General features: G+C 35.3%; 19 protein-coding genes. 2 read left to right on the top strand and 17 right to left on the bottom strand.

What is annotated here, in order from left to right:
- Nucleotides 1–12: 12 nt before the first annotated feature.
- The 8 genes from GKG00_RS06250 to secA all read right to left on the bottom strand — a co-directional run bounded on the left by GKG00_RS06250 (nucleotide 13) and on the right by secA (nucleotide 9,350).
- Entirely contained in the window at nucleotides 13–948 is a 936-nt protein-coding gene (locus GKG00_RS06250) for a TIGR01212 family radical SAM protein (protein WP_154254765.1), read from the bottom strand.
- Nucleotides 941–1,381 (bottom strand): peroxiredoxin, encoded by a 441-nt coding sequence (locus GKG00_RS06245; protein WP_094207729.1) that lies wholly within the window; start codon nucleotides 1,379–1,381, stop codon nucleotides 941–943. The genes GKG00_RS06250 and GKG00_RS06245 overlap by 8 nt, the downstream gene beginning before the upstream one ends.
- Complete coding sequence (locus tag GKG00_RS06240; protein WP_154254764.1) at nucleotides 1,374–2,210, bottom strand: Cof-type HAD-IIB family hydrolase; 837 nt, start codon at nucleotides 2,208–2,210, stop codon at nucleotides 1,374–1,376. The genes GKG00_RS06245 and GKG00_RS06240 overlap by 8 nt, the downstream gene beginning before the upstream one ends.
- On the bottom strand, nucleotides 2,200–2,523 hold the full coding sequence (locus tag GKG00_RS06235) for a DUF1292 domain-containing protein (protein WP_002836077.1): 324 nt from the start codon (nucleotides 2,521–2,523) through the stop codon (nucleotides 2,200–2,202). The genes GKG00_RS06240 and GKG00_RS06235 overlap by 11 nt, the downstream gene beginning before the upstream one ends.
- A 14-nt stretch (nucleotides 2,524–2,537) precedes the next feature.
- The gene (gene pepD / locus GKG00_RS06230) at nucleotides 2,538–3,929 is read right to left on the bottom strand and encodes a beta-Ala-His dipeptidase (protein WP_154254763.1); all 1,392 of its coding nucleotides are present in this window, start codon (nucleotides 3,927–3,929) and stop codon (nucleotides 2,538–2,540) included.
- A gap of 64 nt (nucleotides 3,930–3,993) precedes the next feature.
- Nucleotides 3,994–5,112 (bottom strand): HipA domain-containing protein, encoded by a 1,119-nt coding sequence (locus GKG00_RS06225; protein ID WP_154254762.1) that lies wholly within the window; start codon nucleotides 5,110–5,112, stop codon nucleotides 3,994–3,996.
- Between the two features lie 53 nt (nucleotides 5,113–5,165).
- Nucleotides 5,166–6,261 (bottom strand): peptide chain release factor 2 gene (gene prfB, locus GKG00_RS06220; protein WP_194164429.1). Its coding sequence is split into 2 segments (ribosomal slippage): nucleotides 5,166–6,188 and nucleotides 6,190–6,261, totalling 1,095 coding nucleotides; the frame shifts between segments, so codons are not numbered across the junction.
- 359 nt (nucleotides 6,262–6,620) lie between these two features.
- Nucleotides 6,621–9,350 (bottom strand): preprotein translocase subunit SecA, encoded by a 2,730-nt coding sequence (secA, locus tag GKG00_RS06215; RefSeq protein WP_154254761.1) that lies wholly within the window; start codon nucleotides 9,348–9,350, stop codon nucleotides 6,621–6,623.
- Between the two features lie 636 nt (nucleotides 9,351–9,986).
- On the opposite strand from secA, the gene GKG00_RS06210 reads away from it, so the two are divergent.
- Nucleotides 9,987–10,295 carry a type II toxin-antitoxin system RelB/DinJ family antitoxin gene (locus GKG00_RS06210; RefSeq protein WP_154254760.1) on the top strand — a complete coding sequence of 103 codons (309 nt, stop codon included), beginning with the start codon at nucleotides 9,987–9,989 and terminating at the stop codon, nucleotides 10,293–10,295.
- Entirely contained in the window at nucleotides 10,292–10,627 is a 336-nt protein-coding gene (locus GKG00_RS06205; protein WP_154254759.1) for a type II toxin-antitoxin system RelE/ParE family toxin, read from the top strand. Before GKG00_RS06210 ends, GKG00_RS06205 begins: the two co-directional genes overlap by 4 nt.
- An 812-nt stretch (nucleotides 10,628–11,439) precedes the next feature.
- Here GKG00_RS06205 and GKG00_RS06200 read toward each other — a convergent pair.
- The 9 genes from GKG00_RS06200 to GKG00_RS06160 form a co-directional block, all read right to left on the bottom strand.
- Entirely contained in the window at nucleotides 11,440–12,150 is a 711-nt protein-coding gene (locus GKG00_RS06200) for a transaldolase (RefSeq protein ID WP_154254758.1), read from the bottom strand.
- A 33-nt stretch (nucleotides 12,151–12,183) separates the two neighbouring features.
- The gene (locus GKG00_RS06195) at nucleotides 12,184–13,542 is read right to left on the bottom strand and encodes a PTS ascorbate transporter subunit IIC (RefSeq protein WP_094209087.1); all 1,359 of its coding nucleotides are present in this window, start codon (nucleotides 13,540–13,542) and stop codon (nucleotides 12,184–12,186) included.
- A gap of 28 nt (nucleotides 13,543–13,570) precedes the next feature.
- Nucleotides 13,571–13,846, bottom strand: coding sequence for a PTS sugar transporter subunit IIB (locus GKG00_RS06190; RefSeq protein ID WP_154254757.1), 276 nt, complete (start codon nucleotides 13,844–13,846; stop codon nucleotides 13,571–13,573).
- Nucleotides 13,839–14,309, bottom strand: coding sequence for a PTS sugar transporter subunit IIA (locus GKG00_RS06185; RefSeq protein ID WP_154254756.1), 471 nt, complete (start codon nucleotides 14,307–14,309; stop codon nucleotides 13,839–13,841). The genes GKG00_RS06190 and GKG00_RS06185 overlap by 8 nt, the downstream gene beginning before the upstream one ends.
- Before the next feature lie 107 nt (nucleotides 14,310–14,416).
- Nucleotides 14,417–15,322: an AEC family transporter gene (locus tag GKG00_RS06180; RefSeq protein WP_277752817.1), complete on the bottom strand. Its 906-nt coding sequence runs from the start codon at nucleotides 15,320–15,322 to the stop codon at nucleotides 14,417–14,419.
- A gap of 792 nt (nucleotides 15,323–16,114) precedes the next feature.
- On the bottom strand, nucleotides 16,115–17,575 hold the full coding sequence (locus GKG00_RS06175; protein WP_094225197.1) for a flippase: 1,461 nt from the start codon (nucleotides 17,573–17,575) through the stop codon (nucleotides 16,115–16,117).
- A 189-nt stretch (nucleotides 17,576–17,764) separates the two neighbouring features.
- Nucleotides 17,765–18,910: a double-cubane-cluster-containing anaerobic reductase gene (locus GKG00_RS06170; RefSeq protein ID WP_154254754.1), complete on the bottom strand. Its 1,146-nt coding sequence runs from the start codon at nucleotides 18,908–18,910 to the stop codon at nucleotides 17,765–17,767.
- A 679-nt stretch (nucleotides 18,911–19,589) separates the two neighbouring features.
- Entirely contained in the window at nucleotides 19,590–21,026 is a 1,437-nt protein-coding gene (locus GKG00_RS06165) for a UDP-N-acetylmuramoyl-L-alanyl-D-glutamate--2,6-diaminopimelate ligase (protein ID WP_154254753.1), read from the bottom strand.
- Between the two features lie 109 nt (nucleotides 21,027–21,135).
- Nucleotides 21,136–21,990 (bottom strand): beta-carotene 15,15'-monooxygenase, encoded by an 855-nt coding sequence (locus GKG00_RS06160; RefSeq protein WP_154254752.1) that lies wholly within the window; start codon nucleotides 21,988–21,990, stop codon nucleotides 21,136–21,138.
- Nucleotides 21,991–22,001 lie beyond the last annotated feature (11 nt).

Here is a 22,001-nt window from a genome sequence, read left to right as displayed (position 1 = left end):
GTTTAATTTACTTTATATTATTATACCCATTCTTTTACTAAAATTATCACCTTGGAAAATATTTTCTCGTTCCATTTTTTCAATTATCATATCTTGTATTTTCCAGTGACTTGTATTCCAGTTGCAAAACACGGAAGTCTCTTCGGGCATTCTGCCGACTAGGCGTTGAATGAGGATATCCTTATCCAAATATTTCAAAAATTCACAAACTTCATTCACGTAATCGTCCAGTGATTTGAGTTTCACTTTTCCTTCTTCGTACCACTTCGCAAGTACTGTGTGTTTGGGAATGTACAGTGAATGGATTTTGCATTCGTCGATTTTTAATACCGACAAAAGCTTCGCAGTTTCCCTGACATCGTCCATGTCATCCCAAGGAAGTGCCAATATCACGTGTGTGCAAATTCTAAATCCGTATTCTTTTATCATCAAACAAGCACGAATGAAATCCGCGACTGTGTGTTGTCTGTTGATTATCTTCAAAGTTTTATTGTTGGATGTTTGAAGTCCAAGCTCTATAATAATGTCGACGTTTTTTTCGTTTTGAAGTTGTTTCAATATTTCCAAATGCTCACGTGCTATGCAATCCGGTCTTGTGGATACGCTGACCGCAACTACATTTTCTACAACTGCTTCGTTGACGTATTGTCTGAACAATTCAAGCGGCATGTATGTGTTGGAGTAATTTTGAAAATACGATATAAATTTGTGGGCGTTGTATTTGTTTTCGATGGTTTGTTTGTCTTTTTCCAATTGCTCACGAATTGAAAGGTGTTTTTCTTTGTTTTCGAAGCTTCCACCTTCTTCGTGACAATAAATGCAACCACCATGCCCCAACCTTCCATCTCTGTTGGGACAAGTCAAATCCAGTTTTATGGGAAGTTTGTAGACTTTTTCTCCGTAATGTTCTTTTAGATATTTGCTGTAAATGTTATATCTATCAGTCATTTAGGTTGTCTCGTACGAAATCCAACACTTCTTGTGGATTTTCGTCTGGTTTTACTTTTCTGAATTCTTTGACCAAGTTCATATCCTTGTCAAATACAAACGTGCTTCTTTCTGTTTTGGTAACTTCTTTGCCGAACATTTTGCCCTTGTAAACGCAACCAAAATTGTTCAAGAATATTCTTTCTGGGTCGGATATTAATTCTTGTTTTAGTCCTTGTTTTTTTCTGAAATTTTCGTGTGTTTTTTCTGTGTCCTTACTGATTCCCACAACTTCTGTGTTAAGCTTTTGAAATTCGTCGTAAATTTCGGAAAATCCGTCCGCTTCTATTGTGCATCCACTTGTGTTATCTTTTGGATAAATGTATACTACCAAGTTTTTGCCCTTGTATTTGTCATAATATTCTTCATTCAAAAATTCTTTTAAATTATTCATAATCCCTCAACTCAAATAGTTCTTCTAAAAATTTCGCCAGTCCGTCTTCTTCGTTTGTGTATTGTGTTATTATGTCTGCGTTTTGTTTCAAAATATCGTCGGAGTTTTTCATCGCAACTCCAAGTCCACTGTTCACAACCATTTCCAAATCGTTGTGCGCATCGCCAATAGCAACCACTTCATCACTTGTTATTCCAAAATGTTTAAGCACATGAATTGCCCTTTTGTATTTGTCTGTGTTAACGTTTTGCACTTCGAGCATTCTAATGTTTTTGGAAAAATATTTCGTGTGAATGTGATATGTCACGTTAGGATTGGGCTTGATATGATCAACAATATCGTAAATACGGTCTTTTCTTGCTATCATAATCATGCTTACACAATCATCTATCGGCAAATTCCTCTCAGACACTGTCATGATTTCACCAATATCCCCAACGCTATCCTCAAAATTCTTCTTATCATCTTCATCTTGGATGAGAAGTGCGCATTTGTTTTCCACAAAAAAATATGGTCTTATCCCATACTCCTCTGATAGAGTGCTAAGCTCATCCACCACTTTGGATTCCAACTTCAAATCCTCATCCGTTGCAATATTGGAGCTACTGTGAATAATAGCTCCATTATTTGCAAGGATTATTTTGTCAAAATCTAATTTTTCGGTTAATTGCTTAGCTCTGGATAGACCTCTTCCTGTCGCAATAATAATCTTTATGCCGTTGTCATAAAGTTTTTGTAAAATTTGATTACTGAAATCAGTAATTTTTTTATCATCTGTCAGAAGAGTTCCGTCCAGATCAATCATAACAGCCTTAAAATTATTCTTCATCTTCTCCTTCGAAATCTACGAAAAGAGATTCAAATGTTTCTTTTGCTTTTTCGTATTCAGCATCGTCTTCGATAACATCTAAGTTAGCTTCTTCTTCGTTGATTTCTTCGTATTTGTAAATCATAATTTCGTTGTCATCTTCAGATACAAGTGCGATGTAATCACTGTCGTAGCCTTCAACTTCGAATACTCCAAGGATTCCACATTCGATTTCGCCGCCATCTTCTAATGTTAGTACGATTGTATCTAACTCTTCTTCATCATACATTTCTTCGTTTAATTCTTCGTTTTCTAAATTTCTTTCGTCACTCATTTTTATCCTCCATTTTATAATGATTCTACTAATTTCTTCAAGAATTCGTACACCCTAGCTGTAGATTCCAAATCCAAAGTTTCTTTTGGTGTGTGAACTCCCGTCATATCTGGACCGATGGAAATCATGTCCATGTCCGGATATTTCTTTGAAAATACTGCACATTCAAGACCTGCGTGAATAACATTCACTTGCATATCTTTTCCTGTGACTTCCTTATAAACTTTCAAACATTTGTCTCTTAGTTCGCTATCTTCTCGGTATTCCCGAGGTTCGTAGAATCCTTCAGATTTAACTATTCCATTGTTTGATTTTGTTGTATTTGTAATCAAATCTTCAACTTCTTTTATCTTATCCAAAACTGAGGATCTGATTGATACCATAAACACGAATTTGTCTTCTTCTGTTTTTGCGATTGATTGGTTAAGAGAAGTTTCCACCAAATCGGCGTTTCCTTTTACCATGTCCACAACTCCGTTTGGAATTGTAGTTAGAAAATTCAAGATGTGTTCAGTAGATTGTTCGTCCATTGGAGTTTTTTCATCTACTTGTTCAAACTTAAATTCCATCTTTTCTTCGACTTGTTTGAAACCATCGACGTTTATTTCGTCGTCTTTGATTTCATCTTCACTTGCAATTATAAGTTCACAATTTCTTGGGATTGCGTTGTGTTTTGTACCACCATTTAATGATACAATTCTCAAATTGTGACGTGTCGACAATTCTTTTAGGATTTTAACTGTAGATTCGATGGCGTTAAGGTGATTTTTGTTGATATCTTGACCACTGTGACCACCTCTGAAACCATTGATTGCTATCCTGTAGAAATATTTTCCAAAATCTTCACGTTTGATTGCAAATTCAGAATTCAAAGTGTTTCCACCAGCGCAACCACAAGTCATGATTCCTTCTTCTTCGCTGTCAACGTTGATAAGGTATTTGCCTTTTAAGAAATCTTCGCTTACGGCATTCGCACCGATAAGTCCAACTTCTTCGTTTGTCGTAATCATCAATTCCAAATCAGGATGTGACAAGTTTTCATCTTGCAAAATAGCAAATCCCATTGCGATTGCTATTCCATTGTCAGCTCCAAGTGTTGTTTTGTTGGCAGTTAACTTGCCATCTTTTTCGATAAATTCTATCGGATCTTTTGTAAAATCATGATCGCTATCATCTTCTTTTTCGCAGACCATGTCCATGTGACCTTGCAAAATAACTCCTGGATGACCTTTTTTATCTTCTGTTGCAGGCTTTCTGATTACGATGTTTAATTCATCGTCAACATCGTATTCTAGACCCAATTGTTTTGCTTTATTTACTAAGTATTCGTTAATTCTTTTTTGGTCAAATGAACAACGAGGAACATTCGACAATTCTCTAAAATTTTCTAATACTATATTTTTCATTTAATTACACCTCAAGACTTATATACCCAATATGAAATCAAAAACCACAAATTTTATGCATTAATTATATAGATTTTGCTACTCTGTCTGCGATGATTTTTTTCCTATCAGGTGCAAATTCTTCGAGATAATCACTTTCTGAAAGTACGTCTACGATTATTTCGTAAATTTTATTCGCATCGATTTTTTTGTCGATTTTTTCTTTGATTAGCTCAAACTGTTTTTTTCTGTCAGTGTAGAACGGCTTCACATCAGGATTGTAAGAATTTATCGCAGTATCAAGTGTGTTGTAGAATAAGCTTGTTCCCGAATCATAAATCGGAGCCATTCCTCTAACTTCAAGCGTTTCAACATCTCTTATGAATCCAAAATTATTAAAATGTCTGTCTTCGTTGAAAATTATATAATCAAGAAATAGCATGTCATCGATTTTGGCTTTTGCATCAGATATCCCAAGTTTTTGTAATTCTTCTATCACAAAATCATACATAGATATGTGGTTAGGTTTTTGAGTGTTTTGGACAATCGCATTAACTGGGACAAGCTCCGTGTTTTCATCGATGAAATTCTCACACACCGAACAATATTTATCTCCGATTTTTTTAATCTCGTATTTTATATGATTAATTCCAAGAATTTTTGAGATTTCATACGCTATTTTTTCGTTGAAAGCTTCTTGATAGAATGGTTTCGAAGATCCTTTAACGAGAATTCTCTTACCTTCATTTAGCATCCATGCTTTTTTTAGCCAACCATCTGATGTGTTGTTCGGAGTTTTTAGTGAAAAAGAACTGTCGGATTTACCAAACATAAAAAGCCCCATATCTTGTGAGAAATCATTTTGGAAAAAGTTGATGTCTTTCCATTCTACGCTGTCGTTTTTTTCTTTTATCCAATATTGATCCGAAAGAGATAGTCCGAAATACGCCAAGCTAAGTTCGTAAAGCGATTTGCCTTGAATGTTTTTCAAAATAATGTCCTTGTCCTGTCTAGTATCTGGAATTCTTCTACCTTTTAGAAAATGTTCAAAGCTACTTTTTTCGATTATATTTTTCTTGTTATTGTATTTAACTTGCACCGGTCTGTATTTTGGATTGTATATTTCTATGATTTTTATAATTTTGTTGTGAATCATTTCAAACGAAAACACCGGCGTGTTTTTATTGTAGATTACATATTCCATTCTATCCCCTCCTTTTCTATATTGTACTATATTTGTGTTATTTTATTGTAAATTTAATTGTGGCTCAAATACGCATTTATGAATTTATCCAAATCACCGTCAAGCACATCTTGCACTTGTGAGCTTTCAAAGTTTGTTCTGTGATCTTTTACCAATGTGTATGGTTGGAAGACGTAGGATCTGATTTGGGAGCCCCACGCTATTTGGTTGTATTTGCCTTGGATGTCTTCGATTTTTTCACGCTTTTCTTCTTCTTTTATCATGATAAGCTTGGCGATAAGCATATCCATGGCGTATTTTCTGTTGGCGATTTGCGATCTTTCTGTTTGACATTGGACTGTGACTCCTGTTGGAATGTGTGTGATTCTAACTGCAGAGTCTGTCATGTTGACGTGTTGTCCACCGGCACCTGATGCTCTGTAAGTGTCCACTTTCAAATCTTTGTCGTCTATTTGGATGTTGTGACTGTCTTTGATTTCTGGGAAGACGTCCACTGATGCGAATGATGTGTGGCGACGTTTTTGTTGGTCAAACGGAGAAATCCTGACAAGTCTGTGTACTCCTTTTTCGCTTTTCAAAAAACCATAGGCGTTAATTCCTTGTACGATTAACGATACTGATTTGATGCCACCTTCTGTATCTTGGTTGTAGTCGGTGATTTTATAGGAATATTTCTTGTCCGCAATCCACCTCGTGTACATTCTCAGTAACATTTCCGCCCAATCTTGTGCTTCAGTCCCACCTGCACCTGCGTGAATGGACATAATCGCATTATTTTTGTCGTATTCTCCCACCAAGAGCGTTTTGATTTTGAATTCGTCGACTTTTTCTTCCAAACTTTTGAGTGTCTTGGAGATTTCTTTTTCGTATTCTTCTGTATTGTCTTCCTTGCTAATTTCGAGCATCATCTTGACTTCTTCGATTTTTTCTTCGATTTCATCGTATTTTTCGACATCAGCTTTTATGGAATTCAATTCGTCGAAGATTGCTTGTGCTTTGTCGCTGTCATCCCAAAAGCCCTGTTTCAATGTTTCTTGTTGCAATTCATCTAATTTTTTTCTTAAATTGTCTAAGTCAAAGAGACTCCTTTATTTCTTTTAGATTTTGAGATAAATTTTCTATTTTTTCGTTAATTAAAAATACGTCCATTTTTATCCTCCAATTGCATATATTTTTTGAACAAAAAAGGAGGATTTCTCCTCCTTTGTGTTTGTATTTGTTATTATAATAGTGGTGGTGTTTGAAAAGTTTGATAAATGACACCAAACTTTATAGCACGGATATCTACCTTTTCGCATTCTAAGAAGTATTTATTCTTGTGCTAAGAATATCATACGGAAAAAATTGTTCTGATTTGAAATTGAAGAGCTCCGCCTAAAAATCGGACTGCTCGAGCTTTAGCGAGGCTTGCGATTTTAGGAGCTTGAAATTATGAAATCATCAATTTTTGTAGTCAGATATTCGTGCATAAGGATAATTTACTTCGCCTAGGGCTTTTCCACTATTTATTATCTGTTTTTACCACAGCAGTTTTTGTATTTCTTACCACTTCCGCATGGACATGGATCGTTTCTACCGATTTTCTTACCTTTAACTACTGGTTTGTTGATTTCTTCTTCACCACTTGATGCAGAAGTTTCGTGAGCTACTTGTTTTCTTTCGATTTCTTCAACTGGTTGAACGTTGAACATTCCTCTAACTGTGTCTTCTTTTATAGAGTGGTTCATATCTTCAAACATTTCGAAACCTTCGTTGTTGTAAGCTCTTACTGGGTCTTGTTGACCGAACGCTCTTAGACCGATACCTTGACGTAATTGATCCATCGCATCAATGTGATCCATCCATTTTCTATCTACAACCATAAGAAGAATTACACGTTCGATTTCTCTGAATTTTTCTTTGCCGATGGCTTCTTCTTTTTCTCCATAAACTTCCAATGCTTTTTGTGTTACATAATCTGTGAAAGTTTTCTTGTTGTAGCTGTTAAGTCTGGTAAGATCCAATGTTCCTTCTGGAATGAATGTGTTAAGATATGTCATCAATGCTTCCATTTCCCAATTTTCTGATTTTGGATCTTGGCAATATGTGTCAATTGCATTAGCAATGATGTCCTTAATCATAGCCACGATAGATTCGTGCATGTCTTCACCGTCAAGTACTTTATCCCTTTCAGTATAAATTACTTTACGTTGTGCATTCATAACGTCGTCGTATTTTAATACGTTCTTTCTGATACCAAAGTTATTAGATTCAACTTTTGTTTGCGCTCTTTCGATTGCTTTAGTGATTGTTCTGAATTCCATTGGTTCGTCTTCTGGGAATTTGCCAGATTCAGCGTATTTTTGGATAGTTTCTCCACCGAACAATCTCATTAAGTTGTCTCCTAATGATACGAAGAATCTTGATTTACCAGGGTCTCCTTGACGGCCAGAACGACCACGCAATTGGTTGTCGATACGACGTGATTCGTGACGTTCAGTACCAATTATATATAATCCTCCGACTTCAAGAACTTTCTTCTTATCTTCGTCAGTCATTTTTTTGTATTTTTTGTATAATTCATTGTATACATTTCTTGCTGCAACTAATTCTTCGTCTGTACTTGGCAAGAATGAATCCAAACTTTCGATTACGTATTCGCCGTAACCTTGTTTTTTCATATCGTGTTTTGCTAAGAAATCTGGGTTACCACCTAAAAGAATGTCGGTACCACGACCTGCCATGTTTGTTGCGATAGTAACTTTGTCAAACATACCTGCTTGTGCTACGATTTCTGCTTCACGTTCGTGTTGCTTAGCGTTCAATACGTCGTGTTTGATTCCGTTTTTCTTCAACAATTTGGACAATCTTTCTGAAACTTCAATTGAAATAGTACCAACTAGAATTGGTTGTCCAGTCTTGTGAATTTCTTTTATTTCTTCAACGATTGCGTTGAACTTAGCGTTTTCGTTGATGTAAACTCTGTCTTGTTCGTCAACTCTGGCTACTGGTTTGTTAGTAGGGATTTCAACAACGTCCATCTTGTAGATTTCGTTGAATTCCGCTTCTTCAGTCTTGGCAGTACCAGTCATACCACTTAATTTGTTGTACATTCTGAAGTAGTTTTGGAATGTAACTGTTGCCAAAGTTTTGGATTCGCTCTTAACTTCAACACCTTCTTTTGCTTCGATAGCTTGGTGAAGACCATCAGAATATCTTCTACCTTCCATGATACGACCAGTAAATTCATCAACGATAAGTATTTCGTCATCTTTTACTACGTAATCAATATCGCGTTTCATTGTATTGTTAGCCTTCAAAGCTTGGTTGATGTGGTGAGCTAATTCCATGTTATTAGGGTCAGACAAGTTTTCCACGCCGAAATATTCTTCAGCTTTTTTAGTACCAATTTCTGTAAGACTGGCAGTTTTTCTCTTTTCGTCAACCAAGAAATCAACAGTTTCATCCTTGAATTCACGATCGAAAATATCTGGCTTGTCTTCTTCTGGATCCATAATACGTCCAGTCAAACCATTAGCAAACATATTTGCTCTCATGTACATGTCTGTAGATTCGTCGCCTTGACCAGAAATAATAAGTGGAGTTCTAGCTTCATCTATTAAGATAGAGTCAACTTCGTCCACGATTGCAAAGTTAAGACCTCTCTGAACCTTGTCTTTTTTGTAAATAACCATGTTGTCACGCAAATAATCGAAACCGTATTGGTTATTAGTACCGTAAGTAATATCACAAGCGTAGTTTTCACGTCTTTCATCATTGTCCAAACCATAAACGATAACGCCTACAGTTAATCCCAAAAATTCGTGAACTTTTCCCATCCATTCCTTATCTCTCTTTGCAAGATAATCATTGACAGTAACCACGTGAACGCCCTTACCACTAAGCGCATTCAAATATGCAGGTAAAGTTGCAACCAAAGTCTTACCTTCACCAGTTTTCATTTCTGCAATTCTACCTTGGTGTAATACAAAACCACCGATTAATTGCACACGATATTGTTTCATACCCAAAACTCTGTAGCTGGCTTCTCTAACTACAGCAAATGCTTCTGGTAAAATATCGTCCAAAGTTTCGCCGTTTTTTAATCTTTCCTTGAATTCAACAGTTTTATGCTTTAATTCATCATCTGATAATTGTTGCATAGACTTATCATATGATTCAATTTTTTTAATAATTGGTTCTATCTTTTTTAGTTCTTTTTTGTTAGCTGAGCCAAAAATAGATTCAAATAATCCCATATAAATCTCCTTACTTTAATATCTATAAATACTACCTTTTATTTTAACATTAAAACACATCATTTACAACAAAAACATCAACATTTAAAGGAAATCACTTATAAAATTTTCCAATAAATTACAGAGCATATAATTTTGGGTGTAATTCATTCCTCTCTCCTCGTTTAAGTTAAATTACACTCTGTAATTCTTCGAAAACCTTCAAGCAATTGAGTTGAATATCCTCAATTTATGTAAACAGTCAAGCCTTTTTGCTAAGAATATCATACGGAGAAAATTTTCACACAGGATATTTGTTCCACTCTCCCTGTGTAAAGTCGTGCACTCCGCAATCATCATTGTGTCCGTTCAAGAAAGCAATCGATCTGAATATCATCATAGAAAATTTAATGTTTCTTATGAGCGACGCTTCGAACAAGAAAATCTTCACTTCATTTTCCTACACAGAAGATTTTCGCAGTGAGGCTGAGCGAATGAGATTATTAAATTTTCCCCAAGATATTCGTGCAAAATGCTTGATCTGTGATTTCTTGCGAATAAGATGATTAAACTGAGAATACATGTTATTTGTATTGCTGTTGTACGCACATTTTGATATAATAATATTATAAAAATATCAGAAAGGTGGTGCTTTATATGGCAGCAAAATCAGCAAATCTTTATGCTCGTATTGAACCGGAGGTAAAAGAAAAAGCAGAAAGTATTTTATCTGCACTTGGTATTCCTGCATCCAGTGCTATTAATATGTTTTATAAACAGATAATTCTTCAGAGAGGACTTCCTTTTGAAGTAAAATTGCCATCTTCTCATCCTGTAGATATGTCCTTTTTATCAGAAACAGAACTGAACGAAGAGCTTGAGAAAGGATATGCGGATATCAAAGCAGGAAGAACAAGAGAAGCAAGCGCAGTTTTTGCAGACATCCGTAAGGATTATAACCTATGATTTATGAAATCAAAATTACTGACCAAGCTTATAATGATATTCGTAATATATATGAATATATTGCCTACGAATTGCAGTCACCTGAGAATGCCAAGGGTCAACTGGACAGAATTGAAAAGTGTATTATGAGTCTTCACGATATGCCAGAGCGCCATCGTTTTTATGATAGCGAACCGTGGAAAAGTCGTGGACTTCATATTGTTCCGGTAGATAATTATTGCATTCTATATATTGTAGATAATGATGATACAACAGTTTCCATCATGCGAGTGATGTATTTAGGTCGTGATATTGATGTTCAACTTAACAAATACACAAAATACGAAAAGTAGAGCAAATTAGAATTTGTGAGGTTGATGTAATGATTAGAAATTGCATTAACTGCTGTTTATAATCATTTCAAAATTTTTGTTTCATTCTTAACTTTCCTTTTTTTATACACATATTCCCGTACCATAAAAGATACGTCAGACCAATTGAAAGATATCATTATATAATTAATTAAATTAAAAAGGCTAAGAGCATCTCTGCTCTTAGCCTTTTAACTTGCCACTAAAGACTATCTAATTTAGTTTTCTAAAATTCACTCTGCAATCATCCTTGTGTCCGTTTAATCAAACAATCGAGCATACGTATATTGTAAATCCATGTAAACAATCAAGCCTTTTTGCTAAGAATATCATACGGAAAAAATAAGTATAAATTCAAGTGAAGTGAACCGTTAAAAAATTGTGCTGTCTGAGTGCGTAGCACGAGTTCACAATTTTAGGTTCACAAGCTTAGAATTTATTTATTTTTATAGTCTAGATATTCGTGCAAAATGCTTGATCTGTGATTTCTTGCGAAGGTTGTAATCTACATTTGTCCTGCATTCCTAAATCCTGCGAAACCTTTAAGCAAACAATCAAGCTGAATATCATCATAGAAAATTTAATGTTTCTTATGAGTGACGCTTCGAACAAGAAAATCTTCATTTCGTTTGCCTACATAGAAGATTTTCGCAGTGAGGCTGAGCGAATAAGATTATTAAATTTTCACCAAGATATTCGTGCGCGATTGTTGCCGTAGCCTAGATATTCGTGCATGATGATTTTTCAATCACAGGACTAAAAAAAGAGCCCACATTTGTGAGCTCTTGTATTTATTAAAGAATTGAAAATCCTAATTCTTTTGAGTCTTTGCAGAATGTTTTCACTGTGTCTAGTGAATATTCGTTTAAGTCTTTTCCCATCAATGAAAGTTTCTTGATGATTGCAGGAGTACATGTGATGATGTCTACTCCCAATTCATTTGCTTGGTAAATGTTGAACACTTCTCTTGGAGATGCCCACAACAATTCACAACCTTTTTTAGTTTTGCAAATTTCCAAGGATTCTTTCATGATTGGCATTGGATCAACTCCAGTGTCTGCAATTCTTCCAGCAAATACTGAAACGATGCTAGGCACTCCTTCTGTCAAGTTGTCTACGACTTCTCTTACTTGATCCACTGTGAAGATTGCTGTTACGTTAAGTTTAATTCCTTTTGAGCTAAGTTTTTTCAATAGTGGAGCAGTTGATGTTCCATTACTTGTAGTCACAGGAATTTTGACGTAAACATTGTCTCCTAATGAAGAGATTTTGTCTGCTTCTTTTTCCATAGTTTCCAAATCATCTGCAAATACTTCAAATGATACTGGATATTCTGTGATTTCTTCTAAAACTTTCTTGGCAAATTCAACGTAATCTGTGATTCCAGCTTTTTTCATCAAAGATGGATTAGTTGTAAATCCAGTTACTTTTTTTGATGCCAATGATTCTAACATATCTTCTAAGACTGCACCGTCTGAATAAATTTTTGTATTAATTTTCTCCATTTCAACCTCTCTTTTCGTGTAGTAAAATGTGAATTATTGTTCGTTGTTAATTGCAGTATCTTTCTTTGTAATTATTGATGGAGCGATTAACGCTACTAATAAAACTGCGATAATGATATACACTCCGACATTACCCATAGCATTTCCGATTTTTCCTAATAAAATTCCCAAAACTCCGAAGTCAAAATCCCCGAATGTTGTATTGTTAAATCCTAATTGTCCTAAAACTGGAAGTAAGAATGCTGGTAAGAATGCCAAGAATAATCCGTTGATGAATGAACCCACCATAGCTCCTCTTCTACCACCTGTTGCATTACCGTAAATACCAGCAGTTGCACCGCAGAAGAAGTGAGGAACAAGTCCTGGAATAATTAATACTCCACCGATAGCTCCCAAAATAAACATACCGATCAATCCGCCTACAAAACTACATGCAAATCCCAAAATAACTGCTGTTGGTGCGTATGGGAAGAATACTGCACAGTCAACTGCAGGAACAGAGTTTGGAATTAATTTTGTAGCGATACCTTCGAATGCAGGAATTAAATCTGCCAAAATCATTCTAACACCGGCATATACGATTGCTACACCAACTGCGAAGTTTAACGCAGAGATGATTGCAAACAAATATGGGTTTTGTCCGTTAGACATTTTGCCGACGAAATCTGGACCAGCTTTGATGCTTGCGATTAGATAGAACACAATCATTGTCAACGCTGTTGAAATTGTAGTATTTCTCAAGAAACCCCATTTTTCTGGAATTTCGATATCTTCAGTTGATTTGGAATCTTTTCCAACTAATGAACCGATAAAAGCTGACAAATAATATCCCAATGATCCGAAGTGACCAAGTGCGATTTCGTCTCCGTCAGTAGCTTTCAAAGTGTATTTTTGTCCGATTGCTGGAGAGATTGAACTCCAAGCTCCCAATATAAATCCACCAGCCAATACCAAAGCTACGCCCTTAAATCCTATGGCTCCTAATGTTGCTGATAGTAAACAAGCCATGAAAAAGCTGTGGTGACCAGTTAAGAAAATATATTTGTATCTTGTAAATCTTGCTATTAATAAGTTAAAAATAAGTCCTACTAACAAAATTGACATTGTTTCAACGCCCAAAACTTTTTGAGCAACAGATGTGATAGCTTCGTTATTAGGAACAACACCTGTGATGTTGAATCCGTGTTGAATCATTTGACTCAATGGATCCAAGTTAGTTGTAATAACATTCGCACCTGCAGCCAACATTAAATATCCCAAAATAGGACCCAATGTACCAGTCATTACCTTGTGAGCTGGTTTTTTAAGTGCGATAAGACCTACCATTGCGATAAGACCCATCAAAAACGCAGGCTCAGATAGAATGTCTTTTAAAACATTTAAAAATCCCATAAATTCCTCCTTAATTTTTTAAATCAATTTATTTGAATTCTTCTAAAATAGGAACCAAATCTTCTTCGATTTTCTTTCTGTTAGTGTAGCTTTTTACTATGGCTACTTTTTGATCATCTGAAAAAATTGACTTAAATTCCTTAACAGTTACAAAAAGGTCAGCGCCTTTTCCTACAGCTGCGTTAGAATCACAAGATTCTACGTTAGCTTCAATTCCCATATCCTTGCAAATAGCTTCCACTTTCATTTTCAAAAGAAGACTACTTCCAATTCCGTTTCCACAAACAGTTACAATATTAATCATCATTTCCCTCCTCTAATTTTTCGTTAATAATATCCAACATTTCGTCCTCAGATTTTGCGTCGATAAGCTCATCTGTGATTTCGTCCGAATCCAAAAGCACTGCCAATTGTTGAAGTGCTACAATGTGTGATGAAGAATCCACAGCTGCCAAACAGAACAAAATTCTTACCCAGTTGTCCTCATCTTCTTCTTCGTTTCTAAAATTCACAGGCTCATTTAATTTTGTCAAACTAATAGCCATTTTGGCTACATTGCCGTTTGGTCGTGCGTGAGGAACCGCAACATTCGGAGCAAGCACAATGTAAGGGCCAGCATCCTCAACGCTTTTTATCATGTCTTCTACATATTGTTCGTTAATGTAACCATTGTCCAACAAACTTTTTGCTGCAATTCTGATTGCATCCTTCCAATCATTTGCATGATCTTCAATTCGTATCAATTCTTTTTTGATTAAATCGCTCAAACTATCACCTCTTTACAAAAAAATATTGGTTAACAAAAGTATTGTTAACCTTATTTTACCATATATTTACATTAGATTATATATGCGTTTCAAAAAATTTTGCCAATTTAAAGGATTAAACTACCAATCAAAATTATAACCGGCAAAGTCACCACTGAAAAAATCGTCGACAGACACAAAGCCCTCGATGGAAAATCCGTCGATTTGTCAAACATCAAACAGAAAAGCACACTCACACCTGCAATAGGAGCTGATGCCATCGCCAATGTTGCAATCTTTGCATCTGTTTTCATCGGAATAATTAACAAAATTGCGATATAAATCAAAGGAAACAAAATATTTCTGATAAAAGAAACTTCCCACGCCATTTTGTCCCTGTGAAAAGGCTCAGTAATACTCACGAAATTTGCACCGATAATTATCATACTAAGAGGAGTATTCATACTAGCCAAATAAAAAACAGGTTTTGTCACAACATTCGGCATTTTATAAATAACCCCGAAGAAAAACAAAATAAATCCCAAAACAGACGAAATAATACAAGGATTTTTCACAACTTTGTTCCATTGAATCTTGCCATTTCCAGTCATCTCGTACAAACCAATTCCATGACTCCACAACAAAATATTGAACACTGCCAAATAAGGAATAGCGAAAAAAGTTCCTTCCGCACCAAGCAACGCTTCAATCAAAGGAATTCCCATGAAACCACAATTGCTGTATACAGATGCGAATTTGTATGTACTTATGTTTTCGTTCTTAGAAAATCTATCAAATTTGAACAAAAAATGAGAAATCAAAATAGATGAACCCATCAAAACTACTGCAGCAAGGGCAGTCATCAAAAAATTATTCAAAAGCACTGGCGTAACAGGTCTATTAAACGCGTTAATAATAACGCTTGATCCCACAACATACATTACAAACCCAGTCATCTCTCTGATAGTTTCTCTACTGAAAAACCCAGTTCTTGCAAAAATATATCCCATAGCCATGAACACAAACATAATCAAAATCTGCTGTAACGTAACTAAAAAAATAAAAAACCACTCCTTAATACTCAATTATTTTATTATACCATCATTGTGAAAATTTTCTAGTATTATTTTATCGATTTTAGGCGTGAAATAAGTGATTGGAAAAATATCAACTAAATTTTCGAATGCACTAAAGCAGAAAACCAGCTTTGTTATTCTTGTTGCAATGAAAAAAGCAGATTACCAAGTTTGCTAAGAATATCATACGGAGAAAATAATCATAAAATCAAGCGAAGTGAACCGTTAAAAAATTGTGCTGTTTGAGTGCGCAGCACGAGTTCACAATTTTAGGTTCACAAGCTTAGAGTTTATTTATTTTCGCAGTCTAGATATTCGTGCAAATTGGTTTTCTGCTCTGTATGTTATGAATCTACCTACGACAATTTTTGTAGACAGATGAGCGATTTGCGAGTTTTGTAGTTTTCTTCGTTCGAAGTCTAGATGTTCATGCAAATTGGTTTTCTGCTTTGCAATTTTTGAAACGGTCTACAACATTTTCGGATTTTAGTGAAATAAAATAGACACCCGATACGGTTAGAATATCATACGGAAAAAATTGTTCTAAATTAAAGCGAAGTGAATCGTTAAAAAATCGCACTGTCTGAGCGATAGCGAGTTTGCGATTTTAGATTCACAAGAGATGAATTTATCAATTTTTGTAGTCTAGATATTCGTTTGTATCGATGTCTATTTTTGTATGTCCCTGTAAGTGTAAATGTACTTCGATTGTTTTAATCAAAAAAGAGCATCACGTGATGCTCTCATTATCTATTTTACTAATTTTTTAAGTGGTGTCTTCTTCAAAGTTTCAATAAAAACTTCATTTTTGCCGAAGAACAATATCAATGTGTAGCCGATGACGCTGATGAAGAATACTGTCAACAAGTTAAGTGTGTAATGTGTGATAAATTTTGTGACTACAAACTTTGTCAAAAGTATCCACAAAGCTCCTGCTACTGCGTATTTCATTGTGTAGAATAATTTGTCCATTTCAAAATAGAACTTCGCCTCTTTGAATTCAAATAGACACACAACAACTACTACTAATTCTGAAATCGCCGTAGTGACTGCTGCACCGTTTTGTTGCCAAAGTGGTATAAAAACTAGATTTAATCCTACATTTACGAACGCCGATATAGTCGTCGCTTTCAAGTTCAACGCTTCTTTTCCCAATGGAACGTTCATGCATGTTGTGATTACACCACCAGTTATTGCGAAAAATACTGACACTGCTAGAATTTGCAATGAAAGTGTCGCCGCAATGAATTTTTCTCCAGAGAGAATGTACACGATGTTTTTGGATAAAACTCCAAGCCCAGTGCACATTGGTATCATTAATAATAGCAAGAAACTTGAGATTTCTGTTAACAAATGTCTGAATTCTGTTTTATCATCTAATGTCGCTGCCTTGGAAAGCCTTGGAATTGTAACCATGTAAATCGCACCTAGCATTTGCTTTACAACGGAATATACCTTTACGCTTACTGCATACAGTCCTGTGTAAAAATCTCCAGAAATCCAGCCAAGCATTGTCATGTCTGCACTTACATACACCAAAACTGCGATGCTGTTTGAAAAGAAAAGCATGATAGGCTTCAAGTGTCTTTTTAGATTTAGTTTGAGAGTTGGTTTCAAGCTTACATATCTTCTTACATGTAACATATTTGAAATGCACACCAAACCATTTACGAAAACCGTAAGTCCAGCGTATTTTAAGTAATCGTCTTTGGTTTTTACTACGAAAAATAATAAAATTACACCAATAGTTTGAATTATGATACTTCTGATTGTAATGTACAAATAATCCTCGTGGATTGCGTTAACCCATTCAACTCCAAGTGTTGCGAAGATTATGCTCAAACTTTGAATGAAAACAAGCGTTGCATAGTCGTGCATTTTCACAGAAACTACACAGAATACAGCCAAACAAATGTAAGAAATCAACGTAGACAACAAGTTGATGGAGAAAACTTCCCTCGAAAATTGATTGAGTTTTGTTCTATTTTCTCTGTATTTGGAACCTTCTCTGACTGCGTAATTGGTAATTCCAAGCGATGCAATCAGCATGAATATTTTAATAATTGAATCCCCGTAGCTTACCTTTCCCATGTTTGCTACTTGCAAAATTCTCGTAGCGTAAGGAAAAGTTATCAACGGGTACACAACGCTCAGCCCAACTTTGATTAAATTAAGCATCGCGTTTAATTTAAGTGATTTTTGCTTTGCCAAGTTTTTCCTCTCCTATGTGCAAAATTTATACTTACTATATTGTATCACACCTATCCAGATAGATTATTACAACATTTCAAAATTTCCAACAAAAAAATAACCGTCACTTCAAAACAATGACGATTATTTTCCAGGTAATACCTGTATGGACTTTGCTGAATCTATTATACCACAATTTTTTAAAAATTGTTATAACATTTCAATAAAAGCTCCAATTCTTGTATTTAATTGTCCGATATCTGATTTTGAATAATCAGTTTCCACAGCGATGTATGGAACATTCTTCTTATCGTTGCAGAATCTCTTAATTGCCAAACCTTCAACTTGGTATGGAGTACAAGCTTGTAAATGCATGTCGATAACACCATCAACCTTGTATTCGTCGATTAATTTATCCAATAATTTAAGTCTGTTTTCGTTTGGACTCACACATGCACATCCGATGTTCATGTATTTTCTAGCAATCGCATCAATCATATCTGGATTGTCTACATCGACATTTTCATCAATAGCCTTAGCTCCACCACAGTTTTCGTAGCTAACCACAACTGCACCGTTGTTTTCGACAGCTTCGATAACTTTTTCAGTCGCACCACCGATTGGACAACCAGTAATCAAAATTCTTGGCTTACCACTGATATGCTTGTGTTCAGACATAACCTTAGCTTTTAATTCTTCAAGCATTTGTGGAATTTGTTCCTTGTCGAAATCAAATTGCACACCATTTAAAACATGCCACAATTCTCCACCTGTGATTGGCAAATCATCAGCCTTCATTATAGAATAGAAGTCCTTTATAGCAGATCTCTCAGCGTTTTTCACTTCAATACCATGTCTTAATTTTTCATCAGTGATTTCAACGCCGAATAAATCTTCGATAGTCTTAATCATTTTTCTGATTTCTTCTTTCCATAAAATAAGACCTTGTTCAGTGTTCTTGTTTGGAAGCTCCATAACGTGAACTGGCTTGAATTCTCCCAAATATTCGTACATCTTCTTCTTGCCATCGCAAGTAGTTTCTCCAACAACCAAATCAGAGAAATAGAAGAACGGACACTTATCAGTCAACGCAAAACCATAAGAAGATTTGATAAGTGGGCATAAGTTTTTAGGCAAATCCCTCTCAGCATCTTGAATAGTTTCGTCACTTGTAGCACACAAACTAACACAAGTAGCACCAGCTGCAACAGCTAACTCTTGTGGAAAAAACGTACAAAAAATTCCTATAACAGGAATATCCTTATCCTTTATTTCTTTTACCTTCAAAAAAGCATTTTGACGACTTTCTGCAAAATCGTTAAAAACTTCTGGTAATTGCTTCTTTAAATCAACCATTTAATCACCTCGTAACAAATAATATCATTTAATCAATAATATATCAAAATGATAATCGTTATTTATAGATTTTTTCTATAAATCACCTCTCTCGCCTCTCCCATAGATGATTTTGGGAATAAAGAAGGTATTGTCTTAGATAGCTTCAGAATACACAAAGCAGAAAACCAGTTTGCACGAATATCTAGACTACGGTACAGAAAACACAAAAACTCGTAAATCGCTCATCTGTCTACAAAAATTGAAAAATTCTAATCTCGAAATCCTAAAATTTGAAGCACGCTTCGCTTACGCGGTCAAATTTTAGACGGATTTCTTCGATTGAATTTAAAACAATTTTTTCCGAATGATTCGCTCTTTTACGATGTTTTTGGCTTTACAAAACAAAGTTCTTAGCAAAACTGGTAATCTGCTTTGTATTTTTTTGAATCTACCTACGACAATTATTGTATTTCAGTGAAATAAAATAGACAACCGATACGGTTAGAATATCATACGAAAAAAATTGCACTAAATTCAAGCGAAGTGAATCGTAAAGAAATCGCACTGTCTGAGCGTTAGTGAGGTTCTCGATTTTAGATTCACAAGCGATGAATTTATCAATTTTTGTAGTCTAGATATTCGTTCGTATCGGTGTCTATTTTTGCTTTTATTGAAGATATGTTTGTATCTTTACTGCTTATTTATTCCTCAATTCATCCAACACTTCGTTGACTGTTTCTTTTTCAGAATAAGGTGTCTTTTCATTTCCTTTGAGCTTGATGAAGTTTTCTTGTCCTTTTCCCAAAAGTAAGACAAAATCTCCCTCATTTGCAATTTCTATCGCATGTTTAATGGCAGATTTTCTATCTTTGATTCTGACATATTCACCATTTTCTTTCTCAATTCCACTTACGATATCATCAGCAATGTTTTCGTATGTGTCGAATTTTGGATCGTCAGTCGTAACCACTGAGAACACGTTGTTTTCAGCGGAAATCTTTCCGACCTCGCGTCTGATTTCAAGAGTTCTGTCGCCACTCATTCCATAAACTGCGATTTTTCGTTTGTCGTTTGGCACAGATTTGTAGATATTTTCAAAAGCTTTTGGAGTGTGTGCGAAATCAATGACAATATTTATCCCCAAATCATTTTTAACAAATTCAAATCTCGCTTCAACGCCTGTAAAACTTTCCAACGCTTTGGCGATATCTTCCATTTCATATCCCAATAAATTCACCGCAACAATAGCAGCCACCGCATTGTACACATCAAACATAGCAAATCTGTTGAGTACGAATTTCACGTTTTTGAGTTCAAAATGCATCTTTCCATCAATCAATTCTACATTTTCAGCCTTGAAATCGGATTCATTTTCAAGGGAGAATGTATATGCTTCTTCAAACCTTCCTTTTGCTTTTCTTCCGTATTCATCATCTACGTTCACGATTTTCTTCTTAGAATTTTCAAACAAAATCATCTTCGCATCGAAATAATTCTCCATATTTTTGTGAAAATCCATATGCTCCATCGATAAATTGTTAAACACTGCCACATCGAAGTCTATCCCGTCTAGTCTATGCAAATACAATCCATGACTTGAACATTCCACAACAGCGTTGTCGATTTTTTTGTCCACCGAAAGCTTCAAAATCTTGTCGATTTCTGAGATTTCTGGAGTCGTGTTTGGCGTTTCGTATTTTTCTTTCGCGATAAAAGTTCCGTTCGTACCGATATTTGTGCATTGTGAATTTAAGTTTTCCAAAATATGACTAATCATAGAAGCTGTTGTAGTCTTGCCATTTGTTCCAGTGACTCCTATCACGCGAAGCTTCTTTGATGGAAAATCACACACCACATTTGAGATTTGGGCAAGAGCTATCCTTGCATCTTCGACTTTGATGTAGTTGATACCTTCTATTTTTTGTGTATCTTGTGTAACCACAATCGTGTTTGCGCCGTTTGTAATCGCCTTGTCGATAAATTTGTGTCCATCAAATTCCATCCCTGAAATCGCCACAAACACTCCACCTTTTTCGATTTTCCTGGAGTCATTTGTCACATTTGTAATCTCGTCATCGTTGTTTTTTGTATAATCTAAATAATCAATTTTCTCTAATATATCAGTTAAGTTCATATTTTTCCCCTTTGGTTTTCATTTATATATTATTATATAACATCGGGCTACATATTTAAAAACAAAAAACTGACCACCCAGTCTAGCCAAGTGATCAGTCTACAAATTTTTATTTCATAACAGCTACTGCAACTGCTATTGCTGCGATTCCAATGATAAGTCCAAACACAAGTCCTGCGACAATACTTACTATCGCTGATTTCACACCTACTGCAAGCATTCTTTCATCAGAAATTCTGTCGTAGAATACTGATGAGTAAAGGATAACTCCAATTATCATGCCGACGATCGATGGAAGGAATGTTGTTGGAAGTGCCATCAACAAAATGTTAATCAACGCTTCGCAAGCTACATACACTCCAAGTCTTGTGTCTCTTTCTACAGGATTTGGAACTGGTGACATATCTTTTTTAGTGAAATGGAACATAAGTCTACTCACTGCATAGTAGAAAAACATTGATATAACAGCCAAAATAATAGTATATGTTATTGGATTCAGTCCTGTTTTTGTTACTTGTTCCAATTGTTGTGCTTGTTCTGGGTGAAGCTTGAATTGTACTATTGTTGCCACAAACGTGAACACTCCGTACAACAAGAACAATATTACGAATGCACCCTTCTTATTGAATTTTTCAATAAGTCCATGTAACATTGAGAAAATATTTTGGCAGAAACCAGCATAGCCTGAACTCTCCCTTTGAGTGTAGTCTTCGATGTATTCTTCTTCATCATCTTGACCCTCAAAGAAAAAACTGTCGTCTGTTTTTTCGTAATGATCTTCTTTCGTATTCGAATAATTATCATCATTAGATGCTTCGAAATAATTGCTATTTCTGTCAGAATAACTGTCCTTATCTTCGCTAAATCCGCCTCTTACATCTTCTTTTTCACTAAAATAGTTGCCGTCTTTAGTGTATTCACTGTCATCATTTTCAAAGTTTCTGTAATCTCTGTCGTCTGACATACTCTCCTCCT

The sequence above is a fragment of the Finegoldia sp. BIOML-A1 genome, from assembly GCF_009678325.1.
Classification (GTDB): domain Bacteria; phylum Bacillota; class Clostridia; order Tissierellales; family Peptoniphilaceae; genus Finegoldia; species Finegoldia magna.
Note: the sequence above shows the minus strand (reverse complement) of the source record. Positions and strands in the feature narration are given on the sequence as shown.

What these genes read in the sequence shown, in the direction of transcription:
- GKG00_RS06250 (WP_154254765.1), bottom strand. Translation starts at nt 948, where the DNA reads ATGACTGATAGATATAACATTTACAGCAAATATCTAAAAGAACATTAC.
- GKG00_RS06245 (WP_094207729.1), bottom strand. Translation starts at nt 1,381, where the DNA reads ATGAATAATTTAAAAGAATTTTTGAATGAAGAATATTATGACAAATAC.
- GKG00_RS06240 (WP_154254764.1), bottom strand. Translation starts at nt 2,210, where the DNA reads ATGAAGAATAATTTTAAGGCTGTTATGATTGATCTGGACGGAACTCTT.
- GKG00_RS06235 (WP_002836077.1), bottom strand. Translation starts at nt 2,523, where the DNA reads ATGAGTGACGAAAGAAATTTAGAAAACGAAGAATTAAACGAAGAAATG.
- pepD (WP_154254763.1), bottom strand. Translation starts at nt 3,929, where the DNA reads ATGAAAAATATAGTATTAGAAAATTTTAGAGAATTGTCGAATGTTCCT.
- GKG00_RS06225 (WP_154254762.1), bottom strand. Translation starts at nt 5,112, where the DNA reads ATGGAATATGTAATCTACAATAAAAACACGCCGGTGTTTTCGTTTGAA.
- secA (WP_154254761.1), bottom strand. Translation starts at nt 9,350, where the DNA reads ATGGGATTATTTGAATCTATTTTTGGCTCAGCTAACAAAAAAGAACTA.
- GKG00_RS06210 (WP_154254760.1), top strand. Translation starts at nt 9,987, where the DNA reads ATGGCAGCAAAATCAGCAAATCTTTATGCTCGTATTGAACCGGAGGTA.
- GKG00_RS06205 (WP_154254759.1), top strand. Translation starts at nt 10,292, where the DNA reads ATGATTTATGAAATCAAAATTACTGACCAAGCTTATAATGATATTCGT.
- GKG00_RS06200 (WP_154254758.1), bottom strand. Translation starts at nt 12,150, where the DNA reads ATGGAGAAAATTAATACAAAAATTTATTCAGACGGTGCAGTCTTAGAA.
- GKG00_RS06195 (WP_094209087.1), bottom strand. Translation starts at nt 13,542, where the DNA reads ATGGGATTTTTAAATGTTTTAAAAGACATTCTATCTGAGCCTGCGTTT.
- GKG00_RS06190 (WP_154254757.1), bottom strand. Translation starts at nt 13,846, where the DNA reads ATGATTAATATTGTAACTGTTTGTGGAAACGGAATTGGAAGTAGTCTT.
- GKG00_RS06170 (WP_154254754.1), bottom strand. Translation starts at nt 18,910, where the DNA reads ATGGTTGATTTAAAGAAGCAATTACCAGAAGTTTTTAACGATTTTGCA.
- GKG00_RS06165 (WP_154254753.1), bottom strand. Translation starts at nt 21,026, where the DNA reads ATGAACTTAACTGATATATTAGAGAAAATTGATTATTTAGATTATACA.
- GKG00_RS06160 (WP_154254752.1), bottom strand. Translation starts at nt 21,990, where the DNA reads ATGTCAGACGACAGAGATTACAGAAACTTTGAAAATGATGACAGTGAA.